27 protein-coding genes are annotated in these 26975 nt (G+C 73.6%); 18 read left to right on the forward strand and 9 right to left on the reverse strand.

The features are described from left to right. Window positions 1-18 precede the first annotated feature (18 nt). A complete protein-coding gene (locus ACF08B_RS26440; RefSeq protein ID WP_392319693.1) occupies window positions 19-1248 on the forward strand; it encodes a haloacid dehalogenase-like hydrolase in 1230 nt (409 codons plus the stop codon). A gap of 7 nt (window positions 1249-1255) precedes the next feature. On the opposite strand, the gene ACF08B_RS26445 is transcribed toward ACF08B_RS26440, so the two are convergent. Then, entirely contained in the window at window positions 1256-2458 is a 1203-nt protein-coding gene (locus tag ACF08B_RS26445; protein WP_392319694.1) for an amino acid deaminase/aldolase, read from the reverse strand. 819 nt (window positions 2459-3277) lie between these two features. Between ACF08B_RS26445 and ACF08B_RS26450 the strand changes: the two genes are divergently transcribed. Both ACF08B_RS26450 and mycP read left to right on the forward strand, forming a co-directional pair. Next, window positions 3278-4528, forward strand: coding sequence for a hypothetical protein (locus ACF08B_RS26450; RefSeq protein ID WP_392319695.1), 1251 nt, complete (start codon window positions 3278-3280; stop codon window positions 4526-4528). Then, entirely contained in the window at window positions 4525-5703 is a 1179-nt protein-coding gene (gene mycP / locus ACF08B_RS26455) for a type VII secretion-associated serine protease mycosin (protein WP_392319696.1), read from the forward strand. Before ACF08B_RS26450 ends, mycP begins: the two co-directional genes overlap by 4 nt. A gap of 73 nt (window positions 5704-5776) precedes the next feature. Here the strand turns inward: mycP and ACF08B_RS26460 are convergent, their stop codons facing one another. Then, window positions 5777-6739, reverse strand: a complete 963-nt coding sequence (locus tag ACF08B_RS26460; RefSeq protein WP_392319697.1) for a serine hydrolase — start codon at window positions 6737-6739, stop codon at window positions 5777-5779. Between the two features lie 153 nt (window positions 6740-6892). Between ACF08B_RS26460 and ACF08B_RS26465 the strand changes: the two genes are divergently transcribed. After that, the gene (locus ACF08B_RS26465; RefSeq protein ID WP_392319698.1) at window positions 6893-7624 is read left to right on the forward strand and encodes an SseB family protein; all 732 of its coding nucleotides are present in this window, start codon (window positions 6893-6895) and stop codon (window positions 7622-7624) included. Between the two features lies 1 nt (window position 7625). On the opposite strand, the gene ACF08B_RS26470 is transcribed toward ACF08B_RS26465, so the two are convergent. Continuing rightward, complete coding sequence (locus tag ACF08B_RS26470) at window positions 7626-7982, reverse strand: DUF1844 domain-containing protein (RefSeq protein WP_392319699.1); 357 nt, start codon at window positions 7980-7982, stop codon at window positions 7626-7628. A 377-nt stretch (window positions 7983-8359) separates the two neighbouring features. On the opposite strand from ACF08B_RS26470, the gene infC reads away from it, so the two are divergent. From infC to ACF08B_RS26520, 10 genes are all read left to right on the forward strand, one after another. Beyond that, a complete protein-coding gene (infC, locus tag ACF08B_RS26475) occupies window positions 8360-8998 on the forward strand; it encodes a translation initiation factor IF-3 (protein WP_078637498.1) in 639 nt (212 codons plus the stop codon). 111 nt (window positions 8999-9109) lie between these two features. Further along, window positions 9110-9304 (forward strand): 50S ribosomal protein L35, encoded by a 195-nt coding sequence (rpmI, locus tag ACF08B_RS26480; protein WP_004933563.1) that lies wholly within the window; start codon window positions 9110-9112, stop codon window positions 9302-9304. Between the two features lie 106 nt (window positions 9305-9410). Beyond that, on the forward strand, window positions 9411-9794 hold the full coding sequence (rplT, locus tag ACF08B_RS26485; protein WP_014671645.1) for a 50S ribosomal protein L20: 384 nt from the start codon (window positions 9411-9413) through the stop codon (window positions 9792-9794). Between the two features lie 166 nt (window positions 9795-9960). Then, complete coding sequence (locus ACF08B_RS26490; RefSeq protein ID WP_392319700.1) at window positions 9961-10824, forward strand: TrmH family RNA methyltransferase; 864 nt, start codon at window positions 9961-9963, stop codon at window positions 10822-10824. 50 nt (window positions 10825-10874) lie between these two features. Then, complete coding sequence (locus ACF08B_RS26495) at window positions 10875-12011, forward strand: ATP-binding protein (RefSeq protein ID WP_093479092.1); 1137 nt, start codon at window positions 10875-10877, stop codon at window positions 12009-12011. Between the two features lie 155 nt (window positions 12012-12166). Further along, complete coding sequence (pheS, locus tag ACF08B_RS26500; RefSeq protein ID WP_093479093.1) at window positions 12167-13288, forward strand: phenylalanine--tRNA ligase subunit alpha; 1122 nt, start codon at window positions 12167-12169, stop codon at window positions 13286-13288. Next, on the forward strand, window positions 13288-15801 hold the full coding sequence (gene pheT, locus ACF08B_RS26505) for a phenylalanine--tRNA ligase subunit beta (RefSeq protein WP_392319701.1): 2514 nt from the start codon (window positions 13288-13290) through the stop codon (window positions 15799-15801). The genes pheS and pheT overlap by 1 nt, the downstream gene beginning before the upstream one ends. 208 nt (window positions 15802-16009) lie before the next feature. Further along, window positions 16010-17083, forward strand: coding sequence for a PP2C family protein-serine/threonine phosphatase (locus ACF08B_RS26510; protein ID WP_392319702.1), 1074 nt, complete (start codon window positions 16010-16012; stop codon window positions 17081-17083). A gap of 214 nt (window positions 17084-17297) precedes the next feature. Beyond that, complete coding sequence (locus ACF08B_RS26515) at window positions 17298-18638, forward strand: transcriptional regulator (protein WP_392319703.1); 1341 nt, start codon at window positions 17298-17300, stop codon at window positions 18636-18638. 65 nt (window positions 18639-18703) lie between these two features. Further along, window positions 18704-19240: an NUDIX hydrolase gene (locus ACF08B_RS26520; RefSeq protein WP_073899608.1), complete on the forward strand. Its 537-nt coding sequence runs from the start codon at window positions 18704-18706 to the stop codon at window positions 19238-19240. Here the strand turns inward: ACF08B_RS26520 and ACF08B_RS26525 are convergent. Continuing rightward, window positions 19237-19497, reverse strand: coding sequence for a hypothetical protein (locus ACF08B_RS26525; RefSeq protein WP_073899605.1), 261 nt, complete (start codon window positions 19495-19497; stop codon window positions 19237-19239). The genes ACF08B_RS26520 and ACF08B_RS26525 overlap by 4 nt on opposite strands. Window positions 19498-19691: 194 nt before the next feature. Continuing rightward, the gene (locus tag ACF08B_RS26530) at window positions 19692-20552 is read right to left on the reverse strand and encodes a 3-hydroxybutyryl-CoA dehydrogenase (RefSeq protein ID WP_073899603.1); all 861 of its coding nucleotides are present in this window, start codon (window positions 20550-20552) and stop codon (window positions 19692-19694) included. A 179-nt stretch (window positions 20553-20731) separates the two neighbouring features. Between ACF08B_RS26530 and ACF08B_RS26535 the strand changes: the two genes are divergently transcribed. Continuing rightward, window positions 20732-22039, forward strand: a complete 1308-nt coding sequence (locus tag ACF08B_RS26535) for a glycoside hydrolase family 10 protein (protein WP_392319808.1) — start codon at window positions 20732-20734, stop codon at window positions 22037-22039. A 1-nt stretch (window position 22040) separates the two neighbouring features. On the opposite strand, the gene ACF08B_RS26540 is transcribed toward ACF08B_RS26535, so the two are convergent. Continuing rightward, on the reverse strand, window positions 22041-22238 hold the full coding sequence (locus ACF08B_RS26540) for a DUF1918 domain-containing protein (RefSeq protein WP_073899599.1): 198 nt from the start codon (window positions 22236-22238) through the stop codon (window positions 22041-22043). 19 nt (window positions 22239-22257) lie between these two features. Further along, entirely contained in the window at window positions 22258-23169 is a 912-nt protein-coding gene (locus tag ACF08B_RS26545) for a DMT family transporter (RefSeq protein ID WP_392319704.1), read from the reverse strand. Here ACF08B_RS26545 and ACF08B_RS26550 point away from each other — a divergent pair. The 3 genes from ACF08B_RS26550 to ACF08B_RS26560 all read left to right on the forward strand — a co-directional run bounded on the left by ACF08B_RS26550 (window position 23168) and on the right by ACF08B_RS26560 (window position 25772). After that, window positions 23168-24601, forward strand: coding sequence for a PLP-dependent aminotransferase family protein (locus tag ACF08B_RS26550; RefSeq protein ID WP_392319705.1), 1434 nt, complete (start codon window positions 23168-23170; stop codon window positions 24599-24601). The two genes, ACF08B_RS26545 and ACF08B_RS26550, sit on opposite strands and share 2 nt — an antisense overlap. Before the next feature lie 67 nt (window positions 24602-24668). Beyond that, window positions 24669-25106, forward strand: a complete 438-nt coding sequence (locus ACF08B_RS26555; protein WP_392319706.1) for a GNAT family N-acetyltransferase — start codon at window positions 24669-24671, stop codon at window positions 25104-25106. Between the two features lie 72 nt (window positions 25107-25178). Continuing rightward, window positions 25179-25772, forward strand: a complete 594-nt coding sequence (locus tag ACF08B_RS26560) for a histidine phosphatase family protein (protein WP_392319707.1) — start codon at window positions 25179-25181, stop codon at window positions 25770-25772. Here ACF08B_RS26560 and ACF08B_RS26565 read toward each other — a convergent pair. Next, window positions 25769-26224 carry a DUF6314 family protein gene (locus ACF08B_RS26565; RefSeq protein ID WP_392319708.1) on the reverse strand — a complete coding sequence of 152 codons (456 nt, stop codon included), beginning with the start codon at window positions 26222-26224 and terminating at the stop codon, window positions 25769-25771. The two genes, ACF08B_RS26560 and ACF08B_RS26565, sit on opposite strands and share 4 nt — an antisense overlap. Before the next feature lie 101 nt (window positions 26225-26325). Continuing rightward, the gene (locus tag ACF08B_RS26570) at window positions 26326-26763 is read right to left on the reverse strand and encodes a carboxymuconolactone decarboxylase family protein (RefSeq protein WP_392319709.1); all 438 of its coding nucleotides are present in this window, start codon (window positions 26761-26763) and stop codon (window positions 26326-26328) included. Window positions 26764-26975 lie beyond the last annotated feature (212 nt).

Consider the following 26975-nt stretch of genomic DNA (forward strand, 5'->3'; position numbering starts at 1 on the left):
ACGGTACGGTCCACGCGTATGCGACATCTTCTCGCGTGGACCCTGGCCGCGGCCGCCGTCCTGGCGGCCGCGCCCGCCGCGGCCCCGGCCGCCCGGCAGTGCCCCCGCCTGACCACCCGCTGGTACGGCGACAACCGCGCCCGCCTCCAACAGGTCGTCGACGCGTACGGCAGCTGCTCCGGCCGTTTTGGTGCCGTCGCCGTCTTCGACTGGGACAACACCGTCACCAAGAACGACGTCACCGACGCCACCCTGTCCTGGGCGCTGCGGCACGACAGACTGCCGCGCCCCGCCCGCTGGAAGGACACCAGCGCCTGGCTGACGGACACGGCCGACCGCGCCCTCACCGAGGCCTGCGGCAGGGGCACCGCCGCACCCCTGCGGACGTCCACGCGCCCCCGCTGCACGGACGAGATCGTGGAGATCCGCGAGAACGGCACCACCACGAGCGGCGCCCCCGCCTTCGCCGGCCGCTGGAACCACCGGCGCACCGTCCCGCAGTACGCCTGGGTCCCCCAGCTCTTCGCCGGCCGCACTCCCGCCGAGCTCGCCTCCTACGCCCGCGCCGCCCGCCGCGAGGCCCTCGCCGCCCCGCTCGGCGCCACCCGCACCCTCGGCACCCACACGGTCCCCGCCGCCGTCCGCTACTACGACCAGCAGCGCGACCTGATCCGCACCCTCCAGCGGGCCGGCTTCCGGATCTACGTCGTCTCGGCCGGCGCCGAGCCCGTCACCGAGGTGTGGTCGCGGGCCGTCGGCGTCGACGCCGCCCACACCATCGCCATCCGCTCCGTCCTCGACGGGCACGGCCGGATCACCGTGCGCAACGAGGGCTGCGGCGGCGTTCCCGACACTCGGGGCGCGGTGATCCCGTACATCGACGGCAAACGCTGCTGGATCGCCCAGGAGATCTACGGCGTCCGGGGCGCCCGGGCCTGGCAACGGCAGCCCGCGTGGCTCCGGCCCGCCCTCGCCGCCGGCGACGCCGACACCGACGTCACCTTCGTCGGCGACGCCACCGGCGCCCACCTCGTGATCAACCGGAACAAGCCCGAGCTGATGTGCCGGGCGTACGACGACGAGGACCGCCGCTGGCTGGTCAACCCCATGTTCCTCGCGCCGCTGCCGCGCCGGACCGCGCCCTACCCCTGCTCGACCACCGCCCGCACCGCGCCCGACGGCAGCCGCGGGCCCCTGCGCCGTTCGGACGGCACGGTGGTGCCGGACCAGCCGGACGGCGTGCACTGACCGCAGGTCAGAGGAACGTCCGCCCCTCGCCCCGGTAGGTCGGCACGGTCGCCGTGACCTCGTCGCCCGCGATCAGGTGCAGGACCTCGAACCGCTCGCACAGCTCGCCCGCCTTGGCGTGCCGGAACCACACCTTGTCCCCGATGAGCAGGTCGTCGGCGGGCGAGCCGAGCAGCGGGGTCTGCACCTCGCCGGGACCCTCCTGCGGGTCGTACGCCAGCCCCTCCGGCAGGTACGGCACCGGCAGCCGGTCCGGTCCGGCGGCGCCGGAGGCCGGGTAGCCGCCGCCGAGCACGGTGACGACGCCCACCCCGGGCCGCCGGACGACCGGCTGCGCGAAGAGGGCGGCCGGGCGGCCCGTGAACGAGGTGTAGTTGTCGAAGAGCCGTGGCAGGTACAGCCCCGATCCGGCCGCGATCTCCGTCACCGCGTCCTCGGCGGCGGTCTGCTGCACGCTGCCGGTGCCACCGCCGTTGACGAACTCCAGGTCCGGGACGACGGACCGCACCGCACGCACCACGGCCGCCCGCCGCTCGGCCAGCTCCCGCCGGGCCGCGGCCTGCATCAGCCGGATCGCCCGTGAGCGCAGCGGCCGGCCGGCCACCGCGTCGCCGACCCCGGCGATGTGCCCCTCGTACGCCATGATCCCCACCAGCCGGAAACCCGGCCGCCGGGCCACCGAGCGTGCCAGCTCGGCGAGTTGCGCGGGGGAGCGCAGCGGCGAGCGCCGGGCCCCGACCCGCATCCGGCCGCCGAACAGCTGCAACGAGGTGTCCAACTCCAGGCAGACGCGCACCGCTTCGCGACCGCCGTCGCGCGCCGCCTCGATGAGGTCGAGCTGCGCCGGGTCGTCCACCATCACGGTGACGGCGGCGGCGAGCTTCGGATCGGCGGCCAGTTCCCCGAACCCGGCGCGGTCGGCCGACGGGTAGGCCAGCAGGACGTCGTCGAACCCGGACCGAGCGAGCCACAGCGACTCGGCCAGGGTGAACGACATGATGCCCCGGAAGCCGTCCCTGGTCAGGACCCGCTCCAGCAGGGCGCGGCAGCGGACCGACTTGCTGGCGACCCGCACGGGCTTGCCGGCGGCGCGGCGCACGAGGTCGTCCGCGTTGGCGTCGAAGGCGTCCAGATCGACGATCGCGAGGGGGGCGTCGAGATGGGCGGTGGCCCGGTCGTAACGGGCCCGGTCGGCGGCGAGCGCAGTCATGACGGAAGCCTGCCAGACAGGCCTACCGCAGGGTAGGGGGATGTTCCGGGCAGATGCCCCGGGGGCCGTCCACGGGTTCTCTGCCGGTGCCCGACAACCCGTAGAGTGACGCGCACGAACGGCGGAACGCACCCGGCGCACATCTGAACCGGGATGCCGGTCCGGCCGTACGGGTATGCGTGCCCGGAGGGATCTTCCGCACCGGGCGCGGCCGAGCGGCAGGACGGCCCGCGTACGTGAGCGGCCCGGGCACGAGGGAACGGGGGGTGCATGAGCACGGAAGCGCGCCACGCCCCGATTCCGCCGCGCCCCTCCACTCCCCCCGGCACCGCCCGCGAGCCGTCGCCCCAGGGCACGCCGGCACCGGCACGCGACACCCGCCCGCCCCACGTCACCCCGCCCCGCCCGGCCCACCCGCCCACACCCCCCGACCCCGAGGACGAACCCTCCGTCTTCACCCCCAAAGCCCCCGGCGCCCCCGCCCGGCCCCGGGCCCACGACTCCCGGCTGCCCGCCGGGGGCCCGCGTGACGGCCGTCCGTCGGCAGGCGGCGCTCTCCGTGACGGGCTGCCGTCCGCCGGTGGACGCGGTGACGGACTTCCTGCGGGGCCCGCTCGTGACGGTCGGCTGCCCGCCGGGGGCTCCGCGCGTGCCGGCGGCCCGCCGGCCGATGGTGCTGCTCGTGGCGGCCTGCCGGCGGCGGGTGGTCGCGGTGTGGGGCTGTCCGCCGGGGGCCCCGCTCGGGACGAGCGGGTGTCCGGGGGCGGGCGCGGGGAGAGCCCGGGGCGCAGCCGTGCCGTGGACCCGTCGGCTCCCGCCGTGCCCGAGATCGCCGACCTCGTGAGTCCGCCTCCGCCCCCCGCGTCCGCCCGTTTCCCCGACGCGCCGCCGAGTGCGCGCCGTGCGGCTGCGGCCGGTCCGGCCCACCGGCCCGGCAGGCCGCCGGCGCCGGGGGAGTCCGCCTCGGAGACGACGACCCGGCTCCGTCCCGCGGGGGAGCCCCGCCGCCAGGCGGCTCCGCGGGAGACTCCCGCCGAGACGACGACCCGGCTCCGTCCGATCCGCTCGGCTCCGCCCTCCGCCCCGGCGCCCGCCGCCGAGCGCCGTACCGGCACTGAGACCGGCACACCGGCGGTGGCCGAGGGCACCGCTCCCCGGCGCCCCGAGCCGGCCCCGAAAAGGCCCACCTGGAGCCCCGCCCCGCCGCCGGCCCCGCCCACCGCGCCGGACCCGGCCCTCTCCTGGAGCGCCGGATCCGCCGCCCGGCCGTACGTGTCGTTCGCGGAGCCCGAGGCGTTCGCCGAGCGCCGGCGTCCGCGGATACGGCCGCGCACCGCCGCTGCCGCCGCCTGCCTCGTGCTCGGCCTCGGACTCATCGGCGGTGCCGTGACCGGCAGTTGGCTCACCGGGGACGGCACGGAGGGCACCACGGGCAACGCGTACGCCACCGCCGGCACGCTGTGGCACAGCGTGCCCGTCGACCAGCTCTTCCCCCGCACCGTCGAGGGCACCGGCGCCGGACCCGGCGGCGCCGACCGCACCTGGACCCGTATCGCCGTGGCCCCGGACAGCGGCTGCGCCCAGGCCTTCGACCCGCTGCTGCGCAAGGCCCTCGCCCCCGTCGGCTGCCGGCGGCTGCTGCGTGCCACCTACACCGACGCCACGCAGAGCTACGTCACCACGGTCGGCCTGCTGTTCACCAAGGCCGACCCCGCCGCCATGTCCGCGCTCGCCCGGCGCTTCGGCGACGAGCGCCTGGACCGGCGCGACGACCTGATCCCCCGGCCCTACGCGGCCAAGGGCACGGTCGCCGCCCACTTCGGCGACGCGCAGCGCGCCTCCTGGACCGTCTCCGTCGTCACCGACGCACCCGTCGTCGCCTTCGCCGTCTCCGGCTGGGCCGACGGCCGAACGGTCGACTCACCGCAGCCCGCCGCGGAAGCGGCCCGCTCCGGCGCCACCACGGCACCGGCCCAGGCGGGCCTCGGCAACGAGGCCCAGGGCCTGGCCGACCGCATCGAACGGCGCCTGCGCCGGACCATCGGCACGGCCGCGGAGAAACCCTCATGAGGCGATCGATACCCGGCCACCGCCGTACCGGAGCCGCGCTGAGCGCGTTGCTCGCCGCCTCCCTCGTCCTGCTGCCGTCCACCGCCGCCCACGCCGACGGCATCCGCGCCCAGCAGTGGGCCCTGTCCGCGCTCCATCTGACGGAGGCCTGGCAGACCACCAAGGGCCGGGGCGTCACCGTCGCCGTCCTGGACACCGGCGTCGAGGCGGACCACCCCGACCTCGCCGGAAACGTGCTGCCCACCAAGGACATGATCGGCTTCGGCGCGGGTCCGGGCGACCGCGACTGGGCCCGGCACGGCACCGCCATGGCCGGCATCATCGCCGGACACGGCCACGGACCCGGCGACACCGACGGCGTGCTGGGCGTCGCGCCGGAGGCGAAGATCCTGCCGGTCCGGGTGATCCTGGAGGACGGCGACTCCGCCCGCACGAAGGCCCGCACCACCCGCGGCAACGCCCTCGCCGACGGCATCCGCTGGGCCGCCGACCACGGCGCCGACGTCATCAACCTCTCCCTCGGCGACGACTCCGACTCCGCCCACCCGGAACCCAGCGAGGACGAGGCCGTGCAGTACGCCCTGAAGAAGGGCGTGGTCGTCGTGGCCTCCGCGGGCAACGGCGGCGCCAAGGGCGACCACGTCTCCTACCCGGCCGCCTATCCCGGCGTCATCGCCGCCACCGCCGTCGACCGCTACGGCACCCGCGCCTCCTTCTCCACCCGCCGCTGGTACGCCGCGGTCAGCGCGCCGGGCGTCGGCGTCGTCATCGCCGACCCCGACCACAAGTACTACGAGGGCTGGGGCACGAGCGCGGCCTCGGCGTTCGTCTCCGGCGTGGCGGCCCTGGTCAGGTCCGCCCACCCCGGCCTGAAGCCGGCCCAGGTCAAGAAACTCCTGGAGGACAGCGCCCGGGACGCCCCGGTGGGCGGCCGGGACGACTCCCGCGGCTTCGGCATGATCGATCCCGCGGCGGCCCTCCGGTCGGCCGCCCGCCTCAAGCCGCGGGGCGTCCGCGCGGCGTCCTACGACGGCACGTACTTCGGCCCCGGCCCGGACACCCCCGGCACCACCGGCAGCACCGCCGACTGGGCGGCCCCGCTCGCCGGCGGTATCGGTGGAGTGCTCCTGGTGGCGGGCGTGATCCTCTGGCGGGGACGCAGGACCACCCCGTAGGGCGGCGGACCGATCCGCGGACCGGGGCACCTACGGCACCGGCCCCCACGGGGCCCCCGCGGCACCCGGACCCCTACGGCACCGACGCGAACGACCCCACCGCGGCCTCGGCCGCGGCCTCCACCAGCGCGATCCCCTTCGCCTGCGTCACCGTCCCCCGGGACAGCACCGCCACCAGGTACTCGGCCGAGTCCACCGACACCCGCCCGATGCTGTTCACGTCCCACAGCCCGGTCGAACTCCGGGGCAGCCACCCGTTCTTCAGCGCCCAGGAACCGCCCTCGGCGGCGGCCGAGACCCCCCACCGCTGATCGGCCTCCACCCCCTGCATCAGCCCCCGCACATACGTCCGCGACGCGGCACTCAGCCGCGACTCCTCCCCGAACACCTGCTGGAGCAGCACCAGTTGGTCGGCGGCCGTCGTCTGCGTCAACCCCCACAGATCCCCGGAGCCCCCCGAGGTGCCCGTCAGCCCGAACCGCTCGTTCGCCGCGTCCAGCCCCTCCGCGCCGCCGATCGAGTGCCACAGCTCGGTCGCGGACGCGTTGTCGCTGTTCTCGATCATCTTCGTGGCGCACGCCCGCTCGGCCGCCGTCAGCCTCCTGCCCGCGTCCTGCGCCTGGAGCAGCAGCGCGGCCAGGATGTCGACCTTGACGATGCTCGCCGAGTCGAAGGCGGCGTCCCCGTGCACGGCGCTCTCACCGGAGCCCAGCTCCAGGACCGCCACCGACACCGCCGCGCCCGACGGCACGGCCACCTTCGCCATCGCCCTGTCCAGCAGCGCCTTCCGGTCCACCGCCGCGGGCCTGGTCACGGGCTCCACCGATGCCTCCTCGCCCGCCCCGGCCGAGGGGGAGGCCGAGGGCTTCGCCGCCGACGATACGGCCGCGGACACCGGGTGCGCCCGCGTCCGCAGGTACCCCGAGCCGCCGGCCATGACTCCGGTCACGGCGACGACGGCGAGCGCGCCGACGAGAAGGGGGCGGCGCCGGGACGGGCGCGCACGGCGGCCGCGGCGGGCTCCGGGGGACTCCATGCCGGCGATGCTCGGCGCCCGGACTGTGCGCCCCGTGGGACGGACCTGAGACCCGGATCAGGGAACCCTGAGATTCCTGTGAGGACGGGGCGACGGGAGGCCGGCCCGGCCCCGTACGGGCCCGGCGCCCACCCCCCTATAGGGTCGGTGACCGTGGCGAACAAGAACATCCCCGACCCCGGCTTCTCCGACGACGACGGCTCCGCCGACCCGCGGCTGAGCGCGGCGCTCGCCGCCTGGGCCGAGGACCGCGGCGCGTCCGGCCCCGTCCTGGAGGCGCTCAAGGGCGCCCGGCTGCTGGTCCCCGTCGTCGCCGTGCTCGGCGAGGTCGAGGAGGACGAGAACGGGCTGCGCCGCGAGAAGACGAGCGACATGGCCGTACCCACCCTGAAGGCCGGCCACCGCACCGCTCTGCCCGCCTTCACCTCCACCGACTCCCTCGCCCGCTGGGACCCCGCGGCCCGCCCGGTCGCCGTACCCCTGCACCAGGCCCTGGAGGCCGCCGCGCACGAGAAGGCGGACACCGTCGTCCTGGACCTCGCCGGGCCCGTGCCGTTCGAGCTGACCGGGCCCGCGCTGCTCGCCCTCGCCGAGGGGCGCACCAGCACCGACCCGCTGGCGGACCCGGCCGTCGTCGAGGCCGTCCGTACGGCCGTGGCGGCGGAGCCCGCCGTGCTCCGCGCCCACCTCGGGCCCGGGCAGGCCGACGGCACCCTCGCGCTCGTCCTCGACCCGGCCGCCGCGCCCGCCGAGGCCGCCCGGGCGGTCGCCGAGCGGCTCGCGGCCGACGAAACACTGAGGGCCCGCCTGGTGCGCGGCCTCGACCTGGCACTGCTGCCGGCCGGGACGACGCCTCCGGGCGAGCCCCTGTACGTGAAGGAGTAGCTCAGTTGTAGACGGGCCCGGTGTACTTCTCACCGGGACCCTGGCCCGGCTCGTCCGGGACGATCGAGGCCTCGCGGAACGCCAGCTGCAGCGACTTCAGACCGTCGCGCAGCGGTGCCGCGTGGAAGGAGCTGACCTCGGTCGCGCCCGCGTCCAGCAGGCCCGCGAGCGCGGTGATCAGCTTGCGGGCCTCGTCGAGGTCCTTGTACTTCTCGCCCTCCTCGCTGAGCCCGAGCTTCACGGCGGCGGCGCTCATCAGGTTGACGGCGACCGTCACGATCACCTCGACGGCGGGGACCTCGGCGATGTCCCGGGTCATCGCGTCGAAATCGGGGGACTCGGCAGGGGTGTCACTCATGCCCCACACGATAGGTGGTCCGGCCCGGCCTCCCTCAATTAGCCCTTGTCAAGCGATCCTGCTAACCTGATGGACGACCGGCCGGACATGCCATGAGCGCAATCAGGGCATCCGGCCCACAAGTGGAGGCTCCGATCTCCCACCTGACCGTCCTCCGGGACGGCGGGTCCCCGGTCAGGCGGCCACCATCGTTCCGTACGGACGATGGAGTCGCCCGAAAGCGCGCCCCGCGACATCGCGGCGGTGCTCCGGTAGTCATTGGAGCCCGCCTGTGATCGTCCGGGGCATTTTTTGTGCCCCGGTGCGGTTGGGTCACAGGAACAAGATGTTACGCGGCTGTCCGCCAGACCGTCGCGTGGTGCTACCGAGGAGGATCCATCAGCGCCGAGCCCCGCATCAACGACCGGATTCGCGTTCCCGAGGTGCGACTTGTCGGTCCCAGTGGCGAGCAGGTGGGCATCGTCCCGCTCGCTAAGGCACTGGAGCTTGCGCAGGAGTACGACCTGGACCTGGTCGAGGTCGCGGCGAACGCCCGTCCGCCCGTGTGCAAGCTCATGGACTACGGGAAGTTCAAGTACGAGTCGGCCATGAAGGCCCGTGAGGCGCGCAAGAACCAGGCGCACACGGTCATCAAGGAGATGAAGCTCCGGCCGAAGATCGACCCGCACGACTATGACACCAAGAAGGGTCACGTCGTACGGTTCCTCAAGCAGGGCGACAAGGTCAAGATCACGATCATGTTCCGTGGTCGCGAGCAGTCCCGGCCCGAGCTGGGCTACCGACTGCTGCAGCGTCTCGCGGAGGACGTCCAGGACCTCGGCTTCGTGGAGTCGAACCCGAAGCAGGACGGCCGAAACATGATCATGGTTCTCGGTCCGCACAAGAAGAAGACCGAGGCGATGGCCGAGGCCCGTCAGGCGCAGGAGGCCCGCAAGGCCGAGGCGAAGGCGAACCCCGGTAAGTCGCAGAACCCTGCCGAGGCCGAGGCGCCGTCCGAGGAGCCTGCCGAGGCGTGATCCCGGGGGACCCGTGTCCCCGAGGATGTAACCGATACAAGAGCGACGCTCCACCGTGCCCGGTTTCACGACCGGGCATCGGAGCGCCACCGACGAGGAGAGAACGGCGCTATGCCGAAGAACAAGTCGCACAGCGGTGCCAGCAAGCGCTTCAAGGTCACCGGCTCCGGCAAGGTGCTCCGCGAGCGCGCCGGCAAGCGCCACCTGCTCGAGCACAAGTCGTCCCGCGTCACGCGTCGCCTCACCGGCAACGCCGAGATGGCCCCGGGCGACGCCGCGAAGATCAAGAAGCTTCTCGGCAAGTGACGCACCGGCGCTCACCATTCGCCGAGCGCCGCACGTCAGGACCGGGACCCAGTCGTTTCCGGGTCGTGTGAGCACCCCCCACGACCCCGCTACAAGGAGTTAACAAGTGGCACGCGTCAAGCGGGCAGTCAACGCCCACAAGAAGCGCCGGGCGATCCTCGAGCAGGCCTCCGGCTACCGCGGTCAGCGTTCGCGCCTGTACCGCAAGGCCAAGGAGCAGGTCACCCACTCGCTGGTCTACAACTACAACGACCGCAAGAAGCGCAAGGGCGACTTCCGTCAGCTGTGGATCCAGCGCATCAACGCCGCTGCCCGCGCCAACGGCATCACCTACAACCGCTTCATCCAGGGTCTGAAGGCCGCGAACGTCGAGGTCGACCGCAAGATCCTGGCCGAGCTGGCCGTGAACGACGCGAGCGCCTTCGCCGCGCTCGTCGAGGTCGCGCAGAAGGCGCTGCCGTCGGACGTCAACGCGCCGAAGGCCGCGTGACGCTGCGCTGGCACTAGCCGACGCTCACTGGACCCGCAGGCCGTGATGGCTTGCGGGTCCTGTTGTTTCGTTCCGGCCGCCGTCGTTCGGCCGCGGGCTCATCGTGGTTGCTCGCGCAGTTCCCCGCGCCCCTTCCGGGGCGCCATGACTCGTCGAAGGTATGAGGATGCCGTCCGTCTCCCCTGAGCTGATCTCGTCCCGGTCCGCCCGTGTCCTGGCCGCGCGCCGGCTCGCCAAGCGGAACTTCCGGGGCAAGGACCGGCTGTTCCTCGCGGAGGGGCCGCAGGCCGTGCGGGAGGCCGCGGGGCACCGGGGCCCGGACGGGACCGCGACGCTCGTCGAGCTGTTCGCCACGGTCGAGGCCGCCGAGCGGTACGCCGACATCGTCGGCGCGGCGCGCGGCGCCGGCGCCCGAGTGCACCTCGCCGCCGACGAGGTCATCGCCGAGATCTCCACCACCGTCACCCCGCAGGGCCTCGTCGGGGTCTGCCGGTTCCTGGACACCCCGTTCGAGGACATCCTCGCCGCCCGGCCGCGGCTCGTCGCCGTCCTCGCCCACGTACGCGACCCGGGGAACGCCGGCACCGTGCTCCGCTGCGCCGACGCCGCCGGCGCCGAGGCCGTGATCCTCACCGACGCCTCCGTCGACCTGTACAACCCGAAGGCGGTACGGGCCTCCGTCGGCTCGCACTTCCACCTGCCCGTCGCCGTCGGCGTGCCCGTCGAGCGGGCGGTCGCCGGACTGCAGGACGCCGGTGTGCGCATCCTGGCCGCCGACGGCGCGGGGGACCACGACCTCGACGAGGAACTGGACAAGGGCTGCATGGGCGGGCCGACCGCCTGGGTGTTCGGGAACGAGGCCTGGGGGCTCCCGGAGGAGACCCGCGCCCTCGCCGACGCCGTCGTACGCGTCCCCATCCACGGGAAGGCCGAGAGTCTGAACCTGGCCACGGCCGCCGCCGTATGTCTCTACGCGTCGGCCCGTGCACAGCGCGCCTCCGGAGGGTGCCGCTCCGTCACCCAGAGCTAGTAGGGTGACCCACTCGGGGCCCTGCGCCGTCTGAGAGGTGGGGTACGGGGATGAGTGTGGCCGGCACGAACGCTGCGCCGGAGGGACGGGACGCGCCGGGCACTCCCGCGCCCCGGCACGCCGAGGCCGGCCTCGGCATGGACCCCGACCAGCTGCCCGACGGCCTGGTCGTCGCCGACGAGCGGGGCCGCGTCGTCCGTTTCAACGCCGCCGCCGCCCGCATCACCTCCGTGCCCGCGGCCGACGTCCTCGGGCTGCCCCTGGAGAAGGCGCTGCCCCTGGAGGACCTGGAGGGCCGGCGCTGGTGGCAGCTCACCGACCCCTACGGCGGACTCGCGATCCGGGTCCGGCAGCCGGAGCGCAACCTGCTGCTGCCCGGCGGCCGCGAGGTGCTGGTCTCCGCCCGGTACGTGCGCGACGCACCCCTCGCACCCGTGCGGTGCGTGGTCGTCTCCCTGCGCGACACCGAGGCCCGCCGCCGCACCGAACGCAGCCACGCCGAACTCATCGCCACCGTCGCCCACGAGCTGCGCTCCCCGCTGACCTCCGTGAAGGGCTTCACGGCCACCCTGCTCGCCAAGTGGGAACGGTTCACCGACGACCAGAAGCGGCTGATGCTGGAGACCGTCGACGCCGACGCCGACCGGGTCACCCGGCTCATCGCCGAGCTGCTGGACATCTCCCGGATCGACTCCGGGCGGCTGGAGGTCCGCCGCCAGCCCGTCGACATCGGCGCCGCCGTCTCCCGGCACATCCAGGCCTACGTCGCCGCGGGCCAGCGGGCCGACCGCTTCCTGCTGCGGCTCGAACAGCCGCTGCCCGCGCTGTGGGCCGACCCCGACAAGGTCGACCAGGTGCTCAGCAACCTCATCGAAAATGCGGTGCGGCACGGCGAGGGAACCGTCACCATTGACGTCACGCCCTCGGCGTCCCCCCGCGAGGGCGAGGAGACCGGCACGTCGGTCACGGTGAGCGACGAAGGGCCCGGCATCCCGGAGGAATCCATGAACCGCGTCTTCACCCGCTTCTGGCGGGGCAGCAAGCGCGGCGGAACCGGTCTCGGGCTGTACATCGTCAAGGGCATCGTGGAGGCCCACGGCGGCACCATCACGGTCGGCCGTGCGCCCGGCGGCGGCGCCGAGTTCCGATTTACGTTGCCCGTGGCGACTCCGGCGTATCTCGCCTGACGGCCCACGGGCTCTTCGTGCACCTCCACCCCGTTAGACTCGGCCTTTGGCACCTTTGTGTCCTGCGCACGGCCCGCACGAGTCGGTGACGGGGACCATCCGCCTGGGGGCACCTCCCAGCGTCAGCTGGGGGACAAACGGAAGTACGGGAAGAGATGTCGGCACCCAATAAGTCGTACGACCCTGTCGAGGTCGAGGCGTTGAAACCGGAAGAGATCGAGCGCATGCGGGACGAGGCGCTCGCCGCCTTCGCCGCCGCGGACTCCCTCGACGCGCTCCACGAGGCCAAGGTCGCCCACACCGGCCCCGCCTCCCCGCTGGCGCTCGCCAACCGCGAGATCGGCGCCCTGCCCCCGCACGCCAAGGCCGAGGCCGGCAAGCGCGTCGGCATGGCCCGCGGCGCCGTGAACAAGGCCCTCGCCGGCCGTCAGACCGAGCTGGAGGCGGAGCGGGACGCCCGCGTACTGGTCGAGGAGGACGTCGACGTCACGCTGCCCTACGACCGCGTGCCGGCCGGTGCCCGCCACCCGCTGACCACGCTGTCGGACCGCATCGAGGACATCTTCGTGGCCATGGGCTACGAGGTCGCCGAGGGTCCGCAGGTCGAGGCGGAGTGGTTCAACTTCGACGCCCTCAACATCGGCCCGGACCACCCGGCCCGCGGCGAGGCCGACACCTTCTTCGTCCAGGGCCCGGACGGCGGCACCGAGTCCGGTGTGGTGCTGCGCACCCACACCTCGCCGGTGCAGATCCGCTCCCTGCTCGACCGCGAGCTGCCGGTCTACGTGATCTGCCCGGGCCGCGTCTACCGCACCGACGAGCTGGACGCGACCCACACGCCCGTCTTCCACCAGGTCGAGCTGCTCGCCGTGGACGAGGGCCTGACCATGGCCGACCTCAAGGGCACCCTCGACCACATGGTCCAGTCCCTGTTCGGCGAGGGCATGAAGACCCGGCTGCGGCCCAACTTCTTCCCCTTCACCGAGCCGAGCGCCGAGATGGACATGCTCTGCTACGTGTGCAAGGGCGAGTCCGTCGGCAACCCCGACCGGCCCTGCCGCACCTGCTCGTCCGAGGGCTGGATCGAGCTCGGCGGCTGCGGCATGGTCAACCCGCGGGTGCTGGCCGCCTGCGGTGTCGACCCGGAGAAGTACAGCGGATTCGCCTTCGGGTTCGGCATCGAACGGATGCTGATGTTCCGCCACAACGTCGAAGACATGCGAGACATGGTCGAGGGTGACCTCCGGTTCACCCGGCCCTTCGGGATGGAGATCTGATGCGGGTCCCGCTTTCCTGGCTGCGGGAGTACGTCGACCTGCCGGCCACCGAGACCGGACGTGACGTCCAGGCCAAGCTCGTCTCGGCCGGTCTGGAGGTCGAGACGGTCGGACAGCTCGGCGCCGACCTCAAGGGGCCGCTCGTCGTCGGCCAGGTGCTGACCATCGAGGAGCTGGAGGGCTTCAAGAAGCCGATCCGCTTCTGCACCGTCGACGTCGGTCAGGCCAACGGCACCGGCGAGCCCCAGGAGATCGTCTGCGGCGCCCGCAACTTCGCGGTCGGCGACAAGGTCGTCGTGGTCCTCCCCGGCGCCACGCTCCCCGGCGGGTTCTCCATCGCCGCCCGCAAGACCTACGGCAAGACGTCCCACGGCATGATCTGCTCCACCGACGAGCTGGGCATGGGCGACGACGGCACCCACGGCATCATCGTGCTGCCGCCGGAGACCGAGGTCGGCAAGGACGCCGTCGAGCTGCTGGAGCTGGTCGACGAGGTCCTGGACATCGCCGTCACCGCCAACCGCGGCGACTGCCTGTCCATCCGCGGCGTCGCCCGCGAGGCCGCCATCGCCTACGGCCTGCCGCTGCGCGACCCCGCCCTGATCGACGTACCGGCCCCGAACGCCTTCGGCTACCCGGTGAAGGTCTCCGACCCCGCGGGCTGCGACCGCTTCACCGCCCGTACGGTCACCGGCCTGAGCCCCGAGGCACGCTCCCCGATCTGGCTCCAGCGCCGGCTGCAGAAGGTCGGCATGCGGCCGATCTCGCTCGCCGTCGACGTCACGAACTACGTGATGATGGAGCTGGGCCAGCCGCTGCACGCCTACGACCGGCGGCTCGTCCAGGGCACCATCGGCGTGCGCCGGGCCGAGGAGGGCGAGAAGCTCGTCACCCTCGACGGCGTCGAGCGCAAGCTGCACTCCGACGACCTCGTCATCACCGACGACCGCGGCCCCATCGGCCTCGCCGGTGTCATGGGCGGCGCCAACACGGAGATCGCCGACCACGACGACCTCCAGAACGCCACCACGGACGTGGTCATCGAGGCGGCCCACTTCAACGCCGTCTCGGTCGCCCGCACCGGACGCCGGCACAAGCTGCTGTCCGAGGCGTCCCGCCGCTTCGAGCGCGGCGTCGACCCGCAGGCCGCGGCCGCCGCCGCGCAGCGCACGGTCGACCTGCTGGTGCTCCTCGCGGGCGGCACGGCCGAGGCCGGCGTCACCGAGATCGTCGCGCCCTCCGCGCCGCACACCATCACGATCCCGGCCGACCACCCGGACCAGGTCGCGGGCGTCGACTACGGCCGCGAGACGGTCGTGCGCCGGCTCCAGCAGGTCGGCTGCCACGTCATCGGGCAGGACGAGCTGGTCGTCACCGTCCCGTCCTGGCGGCCCGACCTCGCCGACGCGAACGACCTGGCCGAAGAGGTCATCCGCCTCGAGGGCTACGAGAACCTGCCCTCCACGCTGCCCAAACTCCCCTCGGGGCGCGGGCTGACCCACCGCCAGCGGCTGCACCGCCGGGTCGGCCGCGCCCTGGCCGGCGCGGGCTACGTCGAGGCGCCGAACTACCCGTTCGTCGGCGAGCAGGTCTTCGACCAGCTCGGACTCGAGCCGGACGACGCGGCCCGCCGCGTGGTGAAGCTGGTCAACCCGCTCAACGACGAGGAGCCCGCGCTCCGCACGACGCTGCTGCCGGGCCTGCTCGGCGCGCTGCGCCGCAACGACGGCCGGGGCTCGCACGACCTGGCCCTGTTCGAGACGGGGCTGGTCTTCCACCCGCGCGAGGAGCCGGGGACCGCCCCGCACCTGTCCGTCGACCGGCGTCCCACCGACGAGGAGATCGCCGCGCTGAACGCCGTGCTGCCCGAGCAGCCCCGGCACGTGGCCGTCGTCCTCGCGGGCGGCCGCGAGCAGGCCGGCTGGTGGGGCAAGGGCCGTCCGGCCGACTGGGCCGACGCGGTGGAGGCCGGACGCGCCGTCGCCCGGGAGTCCGGTGCCGAACTGGTCGTCCGCAAGGGGCAGTACGGCCCGTGGCACCCCGGCCGCTGCGCCGAGCTGGTGGTCGTCGCCGACGGCACCGAGCGGATCATCGGCCATGCCGGAGAGCTGCACCCGCGTGTGCTGAAGGCGCTGGGCCTGCCCGAGCGCACCAGCGCGATGGAGCTGAACCTGGACGCGTTGGAGTCGGCGGGCGACGGCGTTCCGCAGGCGCCGCGGATCTCCACGTTCCCGGTCGCCACGCAGGATGTCGCGCTCGTCGTCGACCGGCCCGTGCCGGCGGCGGAGGTCGAGGCCGCGCTGCGGGAGGGCGCGGGTGAACTCCTGGAGTCCATCCGGCTGTTCGACGTGTACGAGAACGCCGAGCAGCTGGGCGACGGGAAGAAGTCGCTGGCGTACGCCCTGCGGTTCCGCGCGGGTGACCGGACGCTGACCGTCGACGAGGCCTCGGCCGCGCGGGACGCCGCCGTCGTCCTCGCGGGCGAGCGCACCGGGGCGGTGCTCCGGGGCTAGTCGCCTTCCGGGCTCAGCGGCCGGCCGGTCACGACGACGTCGTGGCCGGCCGGCCGCATAAATGCAGGCCGGCCGGTGTTGCCTCACTCGTTCGGGTGGGAATCAGAGGTGATCAGGCCCGTCCGGGCCGTCCCTGTCGACAGAATCGGACCGGCCTTTCGGGGTCGGTCCATCTGCTCTGTCAGGGCCCGGATGGGGGACCACAGGCATGATCCGCATCAAGGCACGGCCGACCACCGCGCGCGGAGCGGTACTGCCCACCATGTGGGGGGCCGTGGCGGTCGCCTACAAGTTCGGCTGCCCGCTCGCCCAGCAGAACGGGCTCGGCGCACGCATCGTCACCAGCGCGGTGTTCTTCGCCGTGGGCACCGGTCTGGTGGTCCACGTCCGCCGCTCCCTCCTCCGCGAGCTGCGGCTGGCCCGGCGGGCGGCGCGCGTCGCGCAGAGCGTCGTGCTGCGTCCCCCGCCCCCGCGTCTCGACGGGCTGAGCGTCGCCGCCGCACAGCTCTCCGCGGACCGGGGCGCGAGCGTCGGCGGCGACCTGTACGAGGCGATCGCCACCGAGCACGGCGTCCGCGTGGTGATGGGTGACGTACGGGGGCACGGTCTGGCGGCGCTGGGCACGGTCGCCGCCGTCCTGGGCAGCTTCCGCGAGGCCGCTCACGACGAGCCGGCACTCGACCTGGTCATGCGCCGGCTGGAGCGGGCGCTGGGCCGGCACCTGCGCGAGCGGGCCCGCGCCGAACACCCGGCCGCCGGCGGCCCCGACCCGGACCGGCCGGTCGCCGAGGAGTTCGTCACCCTCGTGCTGCTGGAGATCGGCCGGGACGGCGAGCTGCGCGCCCTCAACTGCGGCCATCCGTGGCCGTATCTGCTGAGCGGTACGAGCGTCGAGCCGTTGACGCGAGCGGATCCGCTCCCGCCGCTGGGCCCCTTCCCGCTGCCGCCGGACCTTCGGGCCCGCCCCTGCGGCCGGCTGCTCCCGGACGAGTCGCTGGTCCTCTTCACGGACGGCGCCGAGGACGCCCGGGACGCCCGGGGCCGGTTCTTCGCGCTCCCGGAGGTGTTGCGCAAGGCGGTGCGCGACCATCCACTCTCCGCCCAACTGGTCCTGCGCAAGGTCTTCACGGCCCTGCTGCACCACACGGCCGGCAGACCCGCCGACGACGTGGCGCTCCTGGTCCTGCGCAACGACCGCGGCGGCGCCCGGCTCTCCTGCCTGGGAGCGCGGCGGAGCGCGCGGCCGGCCGCCACCGACCCGCAGCCGACGACACGTCCCTGACCCGGGCCCGCGCGCCGACACCGGCCCGCGGGCCGGGCCGCCGCTTTTCGAGGGGGAGCCGGCGGCCCGGCCGACCTCTTGCGAGGGATGCCAGTCAACCGGCGGAACACGCTGAGCGACAGCGCGCGTACGCACCGGATGCGCGTACTCCGTTCACACCCCGTGTGAACCCGGTGCCACTACGCTGACCGCACCAGGCCATTCGGGGGGCATCATGCAGCCCAACACTCTGCTCGACGCGATCCTGGACGAGGCGGGGATCTCGCACGCGGGTCTCGCCGCCCACGTCAACCAGGCGGGCCGGCGACGGGGCCTCGCGCTCCGGTACGAGCACACCGCCGTGGCGCGGTGGCTGAAGGGACAGCGGCCCCGCGGCCAGGTGCCCGACCTGATCTGCGAGGTGCTCGCCGGGCGTCTGCACCGTCCGGTGACCCTGGACGACATCGGCCTCGGGGTGCCCGGCGAGCCGAGCACCCCGCACGCCGGTTCGCTGAGCGGGTTCGTGGAGCGGGCGACCGCGCTGTGGCGGTCCGACGAGCAGCAGCGGCCGCACGTGCTGGGCGCTCAGGCCGTCACGGGCACCCCCGCCGTCATGCCGGTGTGGGAGTGGGAGAACCCGCCGGAGGACGTCGACGTGTCCCGCGGCGGCCGGCACCGGGTGACCGCCGCCGACATCGAGATGCTGCGGGCCGCCCGCACGCACTACGAGCAGATGTACCGCAAGGCCGGGGGCGTCGCGACGCGGACGCGGATCGTCGGCTTCCTCAACGCCGAGGCCGCGCCGCTGCTGCGCGGCAGCTACACCGACGCCACCGGCCGTCAACTGCACCGCTCCACCGGTGGGTTGGTGGCGATCGCCGGGATCTGCGCGTACGACTCCGACGCCCACGGCCTCGCCCAGCGCTACTTCCACCAGGCGCTCAGGCTGGCGAAGGCCAGCGGGGACCGGGGACTCGGCGCGTACGTGATAGCGCTGCTGGTCAACCAGTCGCTGTTCATGCGGGAGTACCGGCAGGCCGTCGCCTTCGCCGAGGCCGCGCTGCGGGCGGCGGGCCGGCACATCACCCCGGCGCTCGCCTCCGACCTGTACGCGATGCAGGCCAAGGCGTACGCCCACCTCGGCGACTCGGGCAGCGCCCTGTCCTGCATCCGGCGCGCCGAGACGGCCGCCGACCGCATCCGCCGCGGATACGAGCCCGACGAGACCGGCTACGTCCAGCCCGGCCTCGTCAACGTGCAGGTGGCCGAGGCGCTGTTGAGTCTCGGGGAGCTGGCGGCCGCCCGGGAGCACGCGGCTGCCGCGGTCGACAATCCGGCGCACGACCGGGGACGGGTGCACCGGCTCGCCATGCTGAGCACGATCGAGCTGCGCCAGGGCAACGCCGACAAAGCGGTGGTCACGGCCGTGCGGATGGCCGAGCAGGCCCGCGGGATGGAGTCCCAGCGGCTGCGCGACAGACTCCGCGCGGTGCGCGAGCATCTGGTGCGCTGCGGCTCGGCCGGGACCGCCGAAGCCGCCGAACTCATCGACGGCGCCCTGCGCGTACCGCTGTAGGCCCACTGTAGGAGCACCGTCCCTGCTGCGATATTGCCACTTACTCGGCGGAAGGTGGCAGAACCGTGCAGTGGACGAAACAGAACGAACAAACTGTGTATGCAAACCGCTGGTTCAGGGTCAATCTCGCGGATGTCGAGCTGCCCGACGGCCGGCACCTGGACCACTTCCTGATCCGGCTGCGGCCCGTGGCGGTGGCCACGGTGGTCAACGAGGCCAACGAGGTCCTCCTGTTGTGGCGCCACCGCTTCATCACCGACAGCTGGGGCTGGGAACTGGCCGCGGGCGTCGTCGAGGACGGCGAGGACATCGCGGGCGCTGCCGCCCGGGAACTGGAGGAGGAGACCGGCTGGCGGCCGGGGCCCCTGCACCACCTGATGAGCGTGGAGCCGTCCAACGGCCTCACCGACGCCCGGCACCACATCTACTGGTCCGACCGGGGCGAGTACACCGGACACCCGGTGGACGACTTCGAGTCGGACCGGCGGGAATGGGTCCCCCTCAAACTGGTCCCCGACCTGATCGCCCGTGGGGAGGTCCCGGCCGCCAACATGGCGGCCGCGTTACTGCTGCTGCACCACCTCAGGCTCGCCGAGGGCTAGCGGACCGTCAGCACCTGCCAGACGGCCACGACGAGCGCGCCCAGCGCCGTCAGCGCGGCGAGCGAGGGCAGCGGCCAGCGGGCGTGTTCGAGCGAGACCATGCGGGTACTCAGCTCGTCCAGCTCCTTCGCCGTCTCCTCGGTGCGGTGACTGAGCAGCGCCAGCCCTCCCTCGACGCGGGCGTAGGCCACATCGAGGCGGCGCCGTAACTCTGCGAGTTCTCCCTGGACCACGGGATGCTCCGGTTCGGCGGTCACGGGTCCGCTCCTTTCGGTGGTCGGTGGGGATGGTTCCGCATCCCTTGCATGCGCATGCAGAGTCAACTCGCCTGGTGGGCGCGAGGGGAGCGTGTGCGAGGGGCATATGCGGGCCCGGCGCGCACACGGAGTGTGAAACGCGCGGGCCCGGCACCGATGTCCGGTGCCGGGCCCGCGGGGGTCGCTCTGCGTGATCAGCCGTACGGGTAGAAGCCCGAGCCGGTCTTCCGGCCGAGCCGGCCCGCCTCGACCATGCGCTGCAGCAGCGGGGGAGCGGCGTACAGCGGCTCCTTGTACTCGGCGTACATCGAGTTCGCGATGGACACGATGGTGTCCAGACCGATCAGGTCGGACAGCTTGAGCGGGCCCATCGGGTGGGCGCAGCCCATCTCCATGCCGTTGTCGATGTCCTCACGGCTCGCGATGCCCGACTCGAACATCCGGATCGCGGACAGCAGGTACGGCACGAGCAGCGCGTTGACGACGAACCCGGAGCGGTCCTGGGCGCGGATGGCGTGCTTGCCCAGCACCTTCTCGGCGAAGACCTGGGCGCGGCTGAGCGTGCCCTCGGAGGTGGTGAGCGCCGGGATCAGCTCGACCAGCTGCTGCACCGGGGCCGGGTTGAAGAAGTGGATGCCGACCACGTGGTCGGGGCGGGAGGTGGCGACGGCCAGCTTCACCAGCGGGATCGAGGAGGTGTTGGAGGCCAGGATCGCGTCCGCCCGGGTCACCACCTGATCCAGCACCTGGAAGATCTCCGTCTTGACCTGCTCGTTCTCGACGACGGCCTCGATGACGAGGTCGCGGTCGGCGAACTCGCCGAGGTCGGTGGTGAAGCTCAGGCGCGCCTGCGTGGCGTCCCGCTCCTCCTCCGTGATCTTGCCGCGTTCGGCGGCCTTGGCCAGGGAGCCGAACAGCCGGGTACGGCCGATCTCCAGGGCCTCGCCGGTGGTCTCGGCGACCTTCACGTCCAGTCCCGCGCGGGCGCACACCTCGGCGATGCCCGCGCCCATCTGGCCGCAGCCCACGACTCCGACGCGCTCGATGTCGGTCACATCGTTCCCTTCGCTGGATTCTCCGGCTCGCTGGCAGACCTCCGGGTTCGGCGCCTGCTCCGATCGTGCACGTTACCGCCAAGTATCGATGATCGATCGGCGGGGTGGGGGCATCCTAAGCCGCGGAACGATCCGTGACGGAGCGGATCCGGAGGGTATGGGGTGTGCGGATGGTTCGGATGTCCCGGCGGGCCTTCACGCTGACCGCGTTGTCGGCACTGGCCACGGCCGCCCAGGGCGCGACGACGGCATGCGGCGCGGCACCCGGGGAGCCGTCCCCGCGCGGGGGGCGGCAGGGCGCCGGGGCGGAGAACCGGATGGCCGCGCAGGGCGGGGCGGCGGCGGGGCGGCGGGGTGAGGTCGCCGAGATGCGGGGCGTGTGGCTCGCGACCGTGGTCAACCGGGACTGGCCCTCGCGGCCCGGCCTTCCGGCGAGCACCCAGCGGCGGGAGCTGCTCGCCCACCTCGACAAGGCGGTGCGCAACCGGCTCAACACGGTGATCCTCCAGGTGCGGCCCACCGCGGACGCCCTGTGGCCCTCGCCGTACGAGCCCTGGTCCGAGTACCTCACCGGCACACAGGGCGGTGACCCCGGCTGGGACCCGCTCGGCACGGCCGTGCGGGAGGCCCACGCGCGGGGCCTGGAGCTGCACGCGTGGTTCAACCCGTACCGGATCGCCAACCACACGGACCCGGGCCGGCTCGTCGCCTCCCACCCGGCGCGCACACACCCGGACCGGGTGGTGTCCTACGGCGGGAAGCTCTACTACAACCCGGGCCTGCCCGAGGTCCGCGCCTTCGTCCAGCAGGCCGTGCTCGACGCGGTCGCCCGGTACCCGGTCGACGGGGTGCACTTCGACGACTACTTCTACCCGTACCCGGTCGCCGGCCAGACCTTCGACGACGACGACGCCTACGACCGCCACGGCGGCGCGTTCGACAGCCGGGCCGCCTGGCGGCGGGACAACATCGACCGGCTGGTGCAGGAGACGGCCGCGGGCATCGACCGGGTACGGCCCGGCACCCGGTTCGGGATCAGCCCCTTCGGGGTGTGGCGCAACGCCTCGACCGACTCCCGCGGCTCGGACACGCGGGCGGGCGTCCAGACGTACGACGACCTGCACGCGGACACCCGCAAGTGGGTCGAGAAGAACTGGATCGACTACGTCGTCCCGCAGCTGTACTGGCACATCGGCAACGGCGACGCCGGCTACGCCGAGCTGGTCGACTGGTGGGCGCGGACCGTCGAGGGGACCAGGACGCGCCTGTACCTCGGCGAGGCGCTGTACAAGGCCGGCGCGGCCGGGGAGCCGTCGGCCTGGCAGGACCCGGTGGAGCTGTCCCGGCACCTCACCCTCGCCGCCGGGTATCCGCAGGTGCGCGGTCATGTGTTCTTCGCCGCCAAGGACGTCGCGGCGGACCCGGTGGGGGCGATGGCGCGCGTGGTCGCCGATCACTACCCGCGACCGGCGACCCCACCGCGCTGACCTACCGCTGTTGTTCGCCCCGGTGCTCGACCTGGCAGTCGGGGCCGGGAGACATGATCGCCTCGTGTCCGTCCTGGAAGCGGACCCGGTAGGGCGGGTTGCCCTCCTGGCCCATCACTTCGACGACTTCCGAGACCTGGTCGTGTTGGCCGACCACCCTGCCGTGCTGGACAAGACGGTCGCCCTTGGATGCGCGCATCTACCGGCCCTCCTCATGTTCACGACCGCTGGGTGACGACGATGCACACGAGCACGGCGACGGCGGTCAGGGGAGCGGCCGCCGTGAAGTGCTCGCCCAGCAGCAGCGCCGACCACACCAGTGTGAGCAGGGGCTGGGCCAACTGCAACTGGCTGGCCCGGGGGATGCCGATGACCGCCATCCCCCGGTACCAGACGACCAGGCCGAGGAACTGCGAGCCCAGCGCCACCCAGAGCACTCCGGCGATGCCGTGGGCGGTGAGGTGGACCGGCTCGTACGCCAGCGCCACGGCGGCGGCCGGCACGCTCAGCGGCAGGCACAGTGTCAGCGCCCAGCCGATCACCTGCCAGCCCGGCATCACCCGGGCCAGCCTGCCGCCCTCGGTGTATCCGGCCGCACACACCAGCAGGGCCGCGAAGAGGTAGGCGTCGGCGGCGGTGAGCGCCCCGCCGCTCTGCCCGATCGTGAAGGCGAGCACGGCCGCGGCGCCCGCCACGGCAGCCAGCCAGAACCTGCGGGAGGGCCGGCTGCCCGTGCGCACGGCCGAGAACACGGCGGTGGTCAGCGGCAGCAGCCCCACCACGACGGCCGCGTGCGCGGTGGTGGAGGTCTGCAGGGCGAGCGTGGTCAGCATCGGGAAGCCCAGCACCACGCCCAGGGCGACCACGGCGAGCCCGGGCAGATGGCGCCGCTGCGGCAGCCGCGCCCGCAGCACCAGCAGGCAGCCGCCCGCGACCAGCGCGGCGAGGACGCTGCGCACGGCCACCAGCGACCAGGGGCCGAAGCCCTCCAGACCCCAGGCGGTGGCCGGGAAGGTCAGGGAGAAGGAGGCGACGCCGAGGGCGGCCAGTCCGGTGCCGAGGGCCCGGTGCTCCCGAGGAGCGGTCACCGCTATCGGGGTGGGTGCAGTAGCGCTACTCTGTACTCTCATGTATGAGCGTAGCAGTGTGAGTGAGCTGGCAGAAGAGCTGCGTCGGGAGCTCGACCGCTACTCTCCTGGTGGAAAGCTGCCGTCGAGTCGTGCTCTGGTGGAGCGGTTCCGGGTGAGCCCCGTGACCGTCTCCCGGGCCCTCGCCCAACTGTCCGCCGAGGGGCTCGTGATCACCCGGCCCGGCGCCGGCGCCTTCCGTGCCCGGACGCGCGTGACGGAGACCGCCACCGGGGACACCTCCTGGCAGGAGGTCGCGCTGAGCGCCGACGGCGCCGCCGAACTCGTACCGCGCACCGTGGACGCCTCCGGTGTCACCGTCTCGCTGGCCGCCCCGCCGCCCGGCGTGCTGGAGTTCAACGGCGGGTATCTGCATCCCTCGCTCCAGCCGGAGCGGGCCATGGCGGCCGCCCTCGCCCGGGCCGGCCGGCGGCCGGGCGCCTGGGGCCGGCCGCCGCTGGAGGGGCTGCCGGAGTTGCGGGAGTGGTTCGCGCGCGGGATCGGCGGCGCCGTCACGGCGGCCGAGGTGCTGATCGCGGCAGGCGGCCAGGCCGCGCTGGCCACCGCACTGCGCGCGCTCGCCCAGCCCGGCGCCCCGGTCCTCGTGGAGTCGCCGACCTACCCGGGCATGCTGGCCCTCGCCCGCGCGGCCGGTCTGCGACCGGTGCCGGTGCCCGTCGACGCCGAAGGAGTGCGCCCCGACCTGCTCGCCGACGCCTTCCGGGCCAGCGGCGCCCGGGTGTTCGTCTGCCAGCCCCTGTTCCAGAACCCGACCGGTGCCGTGCTCGCCCCCGCACGGCGCGCCGAGGTGCTGCGCATCGCCCGCGAGGCAGGCGCGTTCGTCGTCGAGGACGACTTCGTCCGGCGCCTGGTGCACGCCGACGCGGGCCCGCTGCCCCGGCCGCTGGTCGCCGACGACCCGGACGGCGTGGTCGTCCACGTCGGCTCGCTCACCAAGGCGACCTCGCCCAGCTTCCGGGTGAGCGCCCTGGCGGCCCGCGGCCCGGTACTGGAACGCCTGCGGGCCATCCAGGTCGTGGACAGCTTCTTCGTCCCCCGGCCGCTCCAGGAGGCCGCGCTGGAACTCGTCGGCGCCCCGGCCTGGCCCCGCCACCTGCGGACGATCGCGGGGGAGTTGCAGGCCCGGCGGACCGCCATGACGAGCGCGCTCGCCCGGCACCTGCCCGAACTCGCCCTCCCGCACGTCCCGTCGGGCGGCTACCACCTCTGGCTGCGCCTGCCCGACGGGGCCGACGAGTCCGCGCTGGCCGCGGCCGCCCTCCGTGCGGGCGTCGCCCTCACCCCCGGCCGCCCCTACTTCAGCGCCGAACCCCCCGCCGCCCATGTCCGGTTGAGCTTCGCCGCGGTCGCCGGGACCGGCGAGATCACAGAGGGTGTGCGGCGGCTGCGGGCGGCCTGCGACGAGGTGCTGTAGCCGAAGCGGGCCGCACCGGCCGGGATATCCGCTCGACTCCGCCGCCCCGGCCTGTGATGATCACGCGATGACCGACCGGACCGAGCTTCCCGAGGGCTACGAATTCTCCGCCGACCCCGCACGCGTCGACGTCGACCGCGTCCACCGCTGGCTGTCGACCGACGCCTACTGGGCGATCGACCGGCCGCGCGAGAAGCACCGGCGGGCGATGGAGTCGTCGCTGAACTTCGGGGTGTACGAGACGGCGTCCGGGGAGCAGGTGGCCTACGCGCGCGTGGTCACCGACCGGGCGCTGTTCGCCTGGCTCGCCGATGTGTACGTCGACCCGGCGGTGCGCGGCAAGGGGGTCGGCACGGCGTTCGTCGGCCGTATCCGCGACCAGTTGGAGCCGTACGGACTGCGCCGCATCCTGCTCGCCACCCAGGACGCGCAGGAGGTCTACCGGAAGCTGGGCTTCCGGCCGCTGGACCGTCCCGAGCAGTGGATGATCCACCCCTTCGAGTAAGCGCCCGGATACCGCGGGTGACTCCGGACGGCAGCTCTTGACCTGCGCACCCGCGCGGCTCACCATCACCGCATGCCACTGAGGGTGACGTTCGTCGCCGCCGCGCGCAGCTCCTCGCTGCTCGCCGAGCGCTTCGAGGACGACCGGCAGCTGGACCAGGCCGGCTGGGACGAGGTGCAGCGTGCCGCAGGGGACCTGCTGCCGCTGGCGGCCGCCGACCTGCGCTACTGCTCGCCGACCCCGCGCAGCCGGGCCACCGGCGACGCCCTGGGGTACGCCCCGCTGGTGCAGCTCGCCCTGCGGGACTGCGACATGGGCCGCTGGCGCGGGCTGACCCTGGGCGAGGCGATGGCCCGGGAGCCGGGGGCCGTCGACGCCTGGCTCGCCGACCCGCGGGCCACGCCGCACGGCGGCGAGTCGCTGCTCGGGTTCATCTCCCGGGTCGGCGGCTGGCTGGACACCCGGCCGGCGGACGACAGCGGCCGGATCGTGGCGGTCGCCGAGCCGTCCGTGATCCGCGCGGCGCTGGTCTACGCCCTGAAGGCGCCGCCCCCGACCTACTGGAACATCGACGTGCGCCCGCTGTCCACGACCACCGTCACCGGCCGCGGGGGCCGCTGGAACCTCCGCCTCGACGGCGTCGCCCCCCAGCCCTCGCGCACCTAGCCGCCGGTCTCGGCCTCGCGCTCGTACTCGGTGGTGAGGACGAGGTCCTTGGCGGGACCGCCGACCCGCCAGACCGTACGCCAGTGGTCGGCGTCGAGGACGGTGAACTCGCCGCGGTAGTGGTCGGCGGCGCAGGGGTGGCCGGCGACGTACCGTCCCGAGGTCAGGTCCAGCTCGTGGAAGGGACGGCCGTCCGCGAACCGCACGTCCGCCGTGCCCGGGGCGTGTCCCGGCAGGAAACGCAGAGTCCGGGTCGCGGGGCGGGCGACGCCCTGCCAGGTGAACGTGCCGGACTCCTCGTGCAGCAGTCCGCCCTCCGGGAGGCGGCTGAAGACGGTGGTGCCGTCGAAACGCCCTTCGTCCCCGCCGGCCAGGTCCCGCACGGTCCGCCGCACGCGCCAGCGCCCCGCGAGGTGGGCCAGCACGTCCGGCACCGGCCAGCACCCGCTCATCGTCACGCCGTCCCCCGGGCAGGGAGGCCGAACACGACAGCGGAGGGAGGCGGAACACGCATGGGTCGAGCTTACGGCGACGCCGCCCCGCATCCCGCGGATCAGGCCGAAGCGGCCTCAGGCTCCTGCGCGGACTGCTCCAGCGGCAGCAGCCCACGCTCGGCGAAGACCTTCTTCGCGACGAACGTGGCGTTGAGCGCCTTCGGAAAGCCGCAGTAGCCGGCCGAGTGCAGCAGCGCCTCCACGATCTGCTCCGGGGCGAGACCCACGTTCAGCGCGGCGTTGACGTGCACCTCCAGCTGCGGCTCGCAGCCGCCCAGCGCGGTCAGCATGCCCAGGGTCACCAGCTGGCGGTCGCGGGGCGCGAGCTGCGGCCGTGCGTAGATCTCGCCGAACCCCCAGGAGACGATCTGGTGCCCCAGCTCGGGGCTGATGTCGGCGAGCGAGTCGATCACCCGCCGGCCCGACTCGCCGTCGACCGCGTTCAGCACCTCCAGGCCGTGGGCGAAACGCTCTTCACGGGTCGTGCTCTCGCTCATACCGACTCCTCCGTGTGCGGACCCCCGCTCCCGCGGCGGCCGTTGCTGGTACGTGCGGAGAACCGTAGGAGTTGGAGTGCGCTCAAGGTCAACCCGCCCACGCGATTCACCTCCGCATCACCCTCCGGAAAAGCCGGGTTCACCATGGGGCGGCGAAATTCATAAGGCGTTCACCGAATTCGGAGGGATGCGCCTCACTTATCGATGAGCAC

Source organism: Streptomyces sp. NPDC015139 (genome assembly GCF_043079785.1).
Classification (GTDB): domain Bacteria; phylum Actinomycetota; class Actinomycetes; order Streptomycetales; family Streptomycetaceae; genus Streptomyces; species Streptomyces albidocamelliae.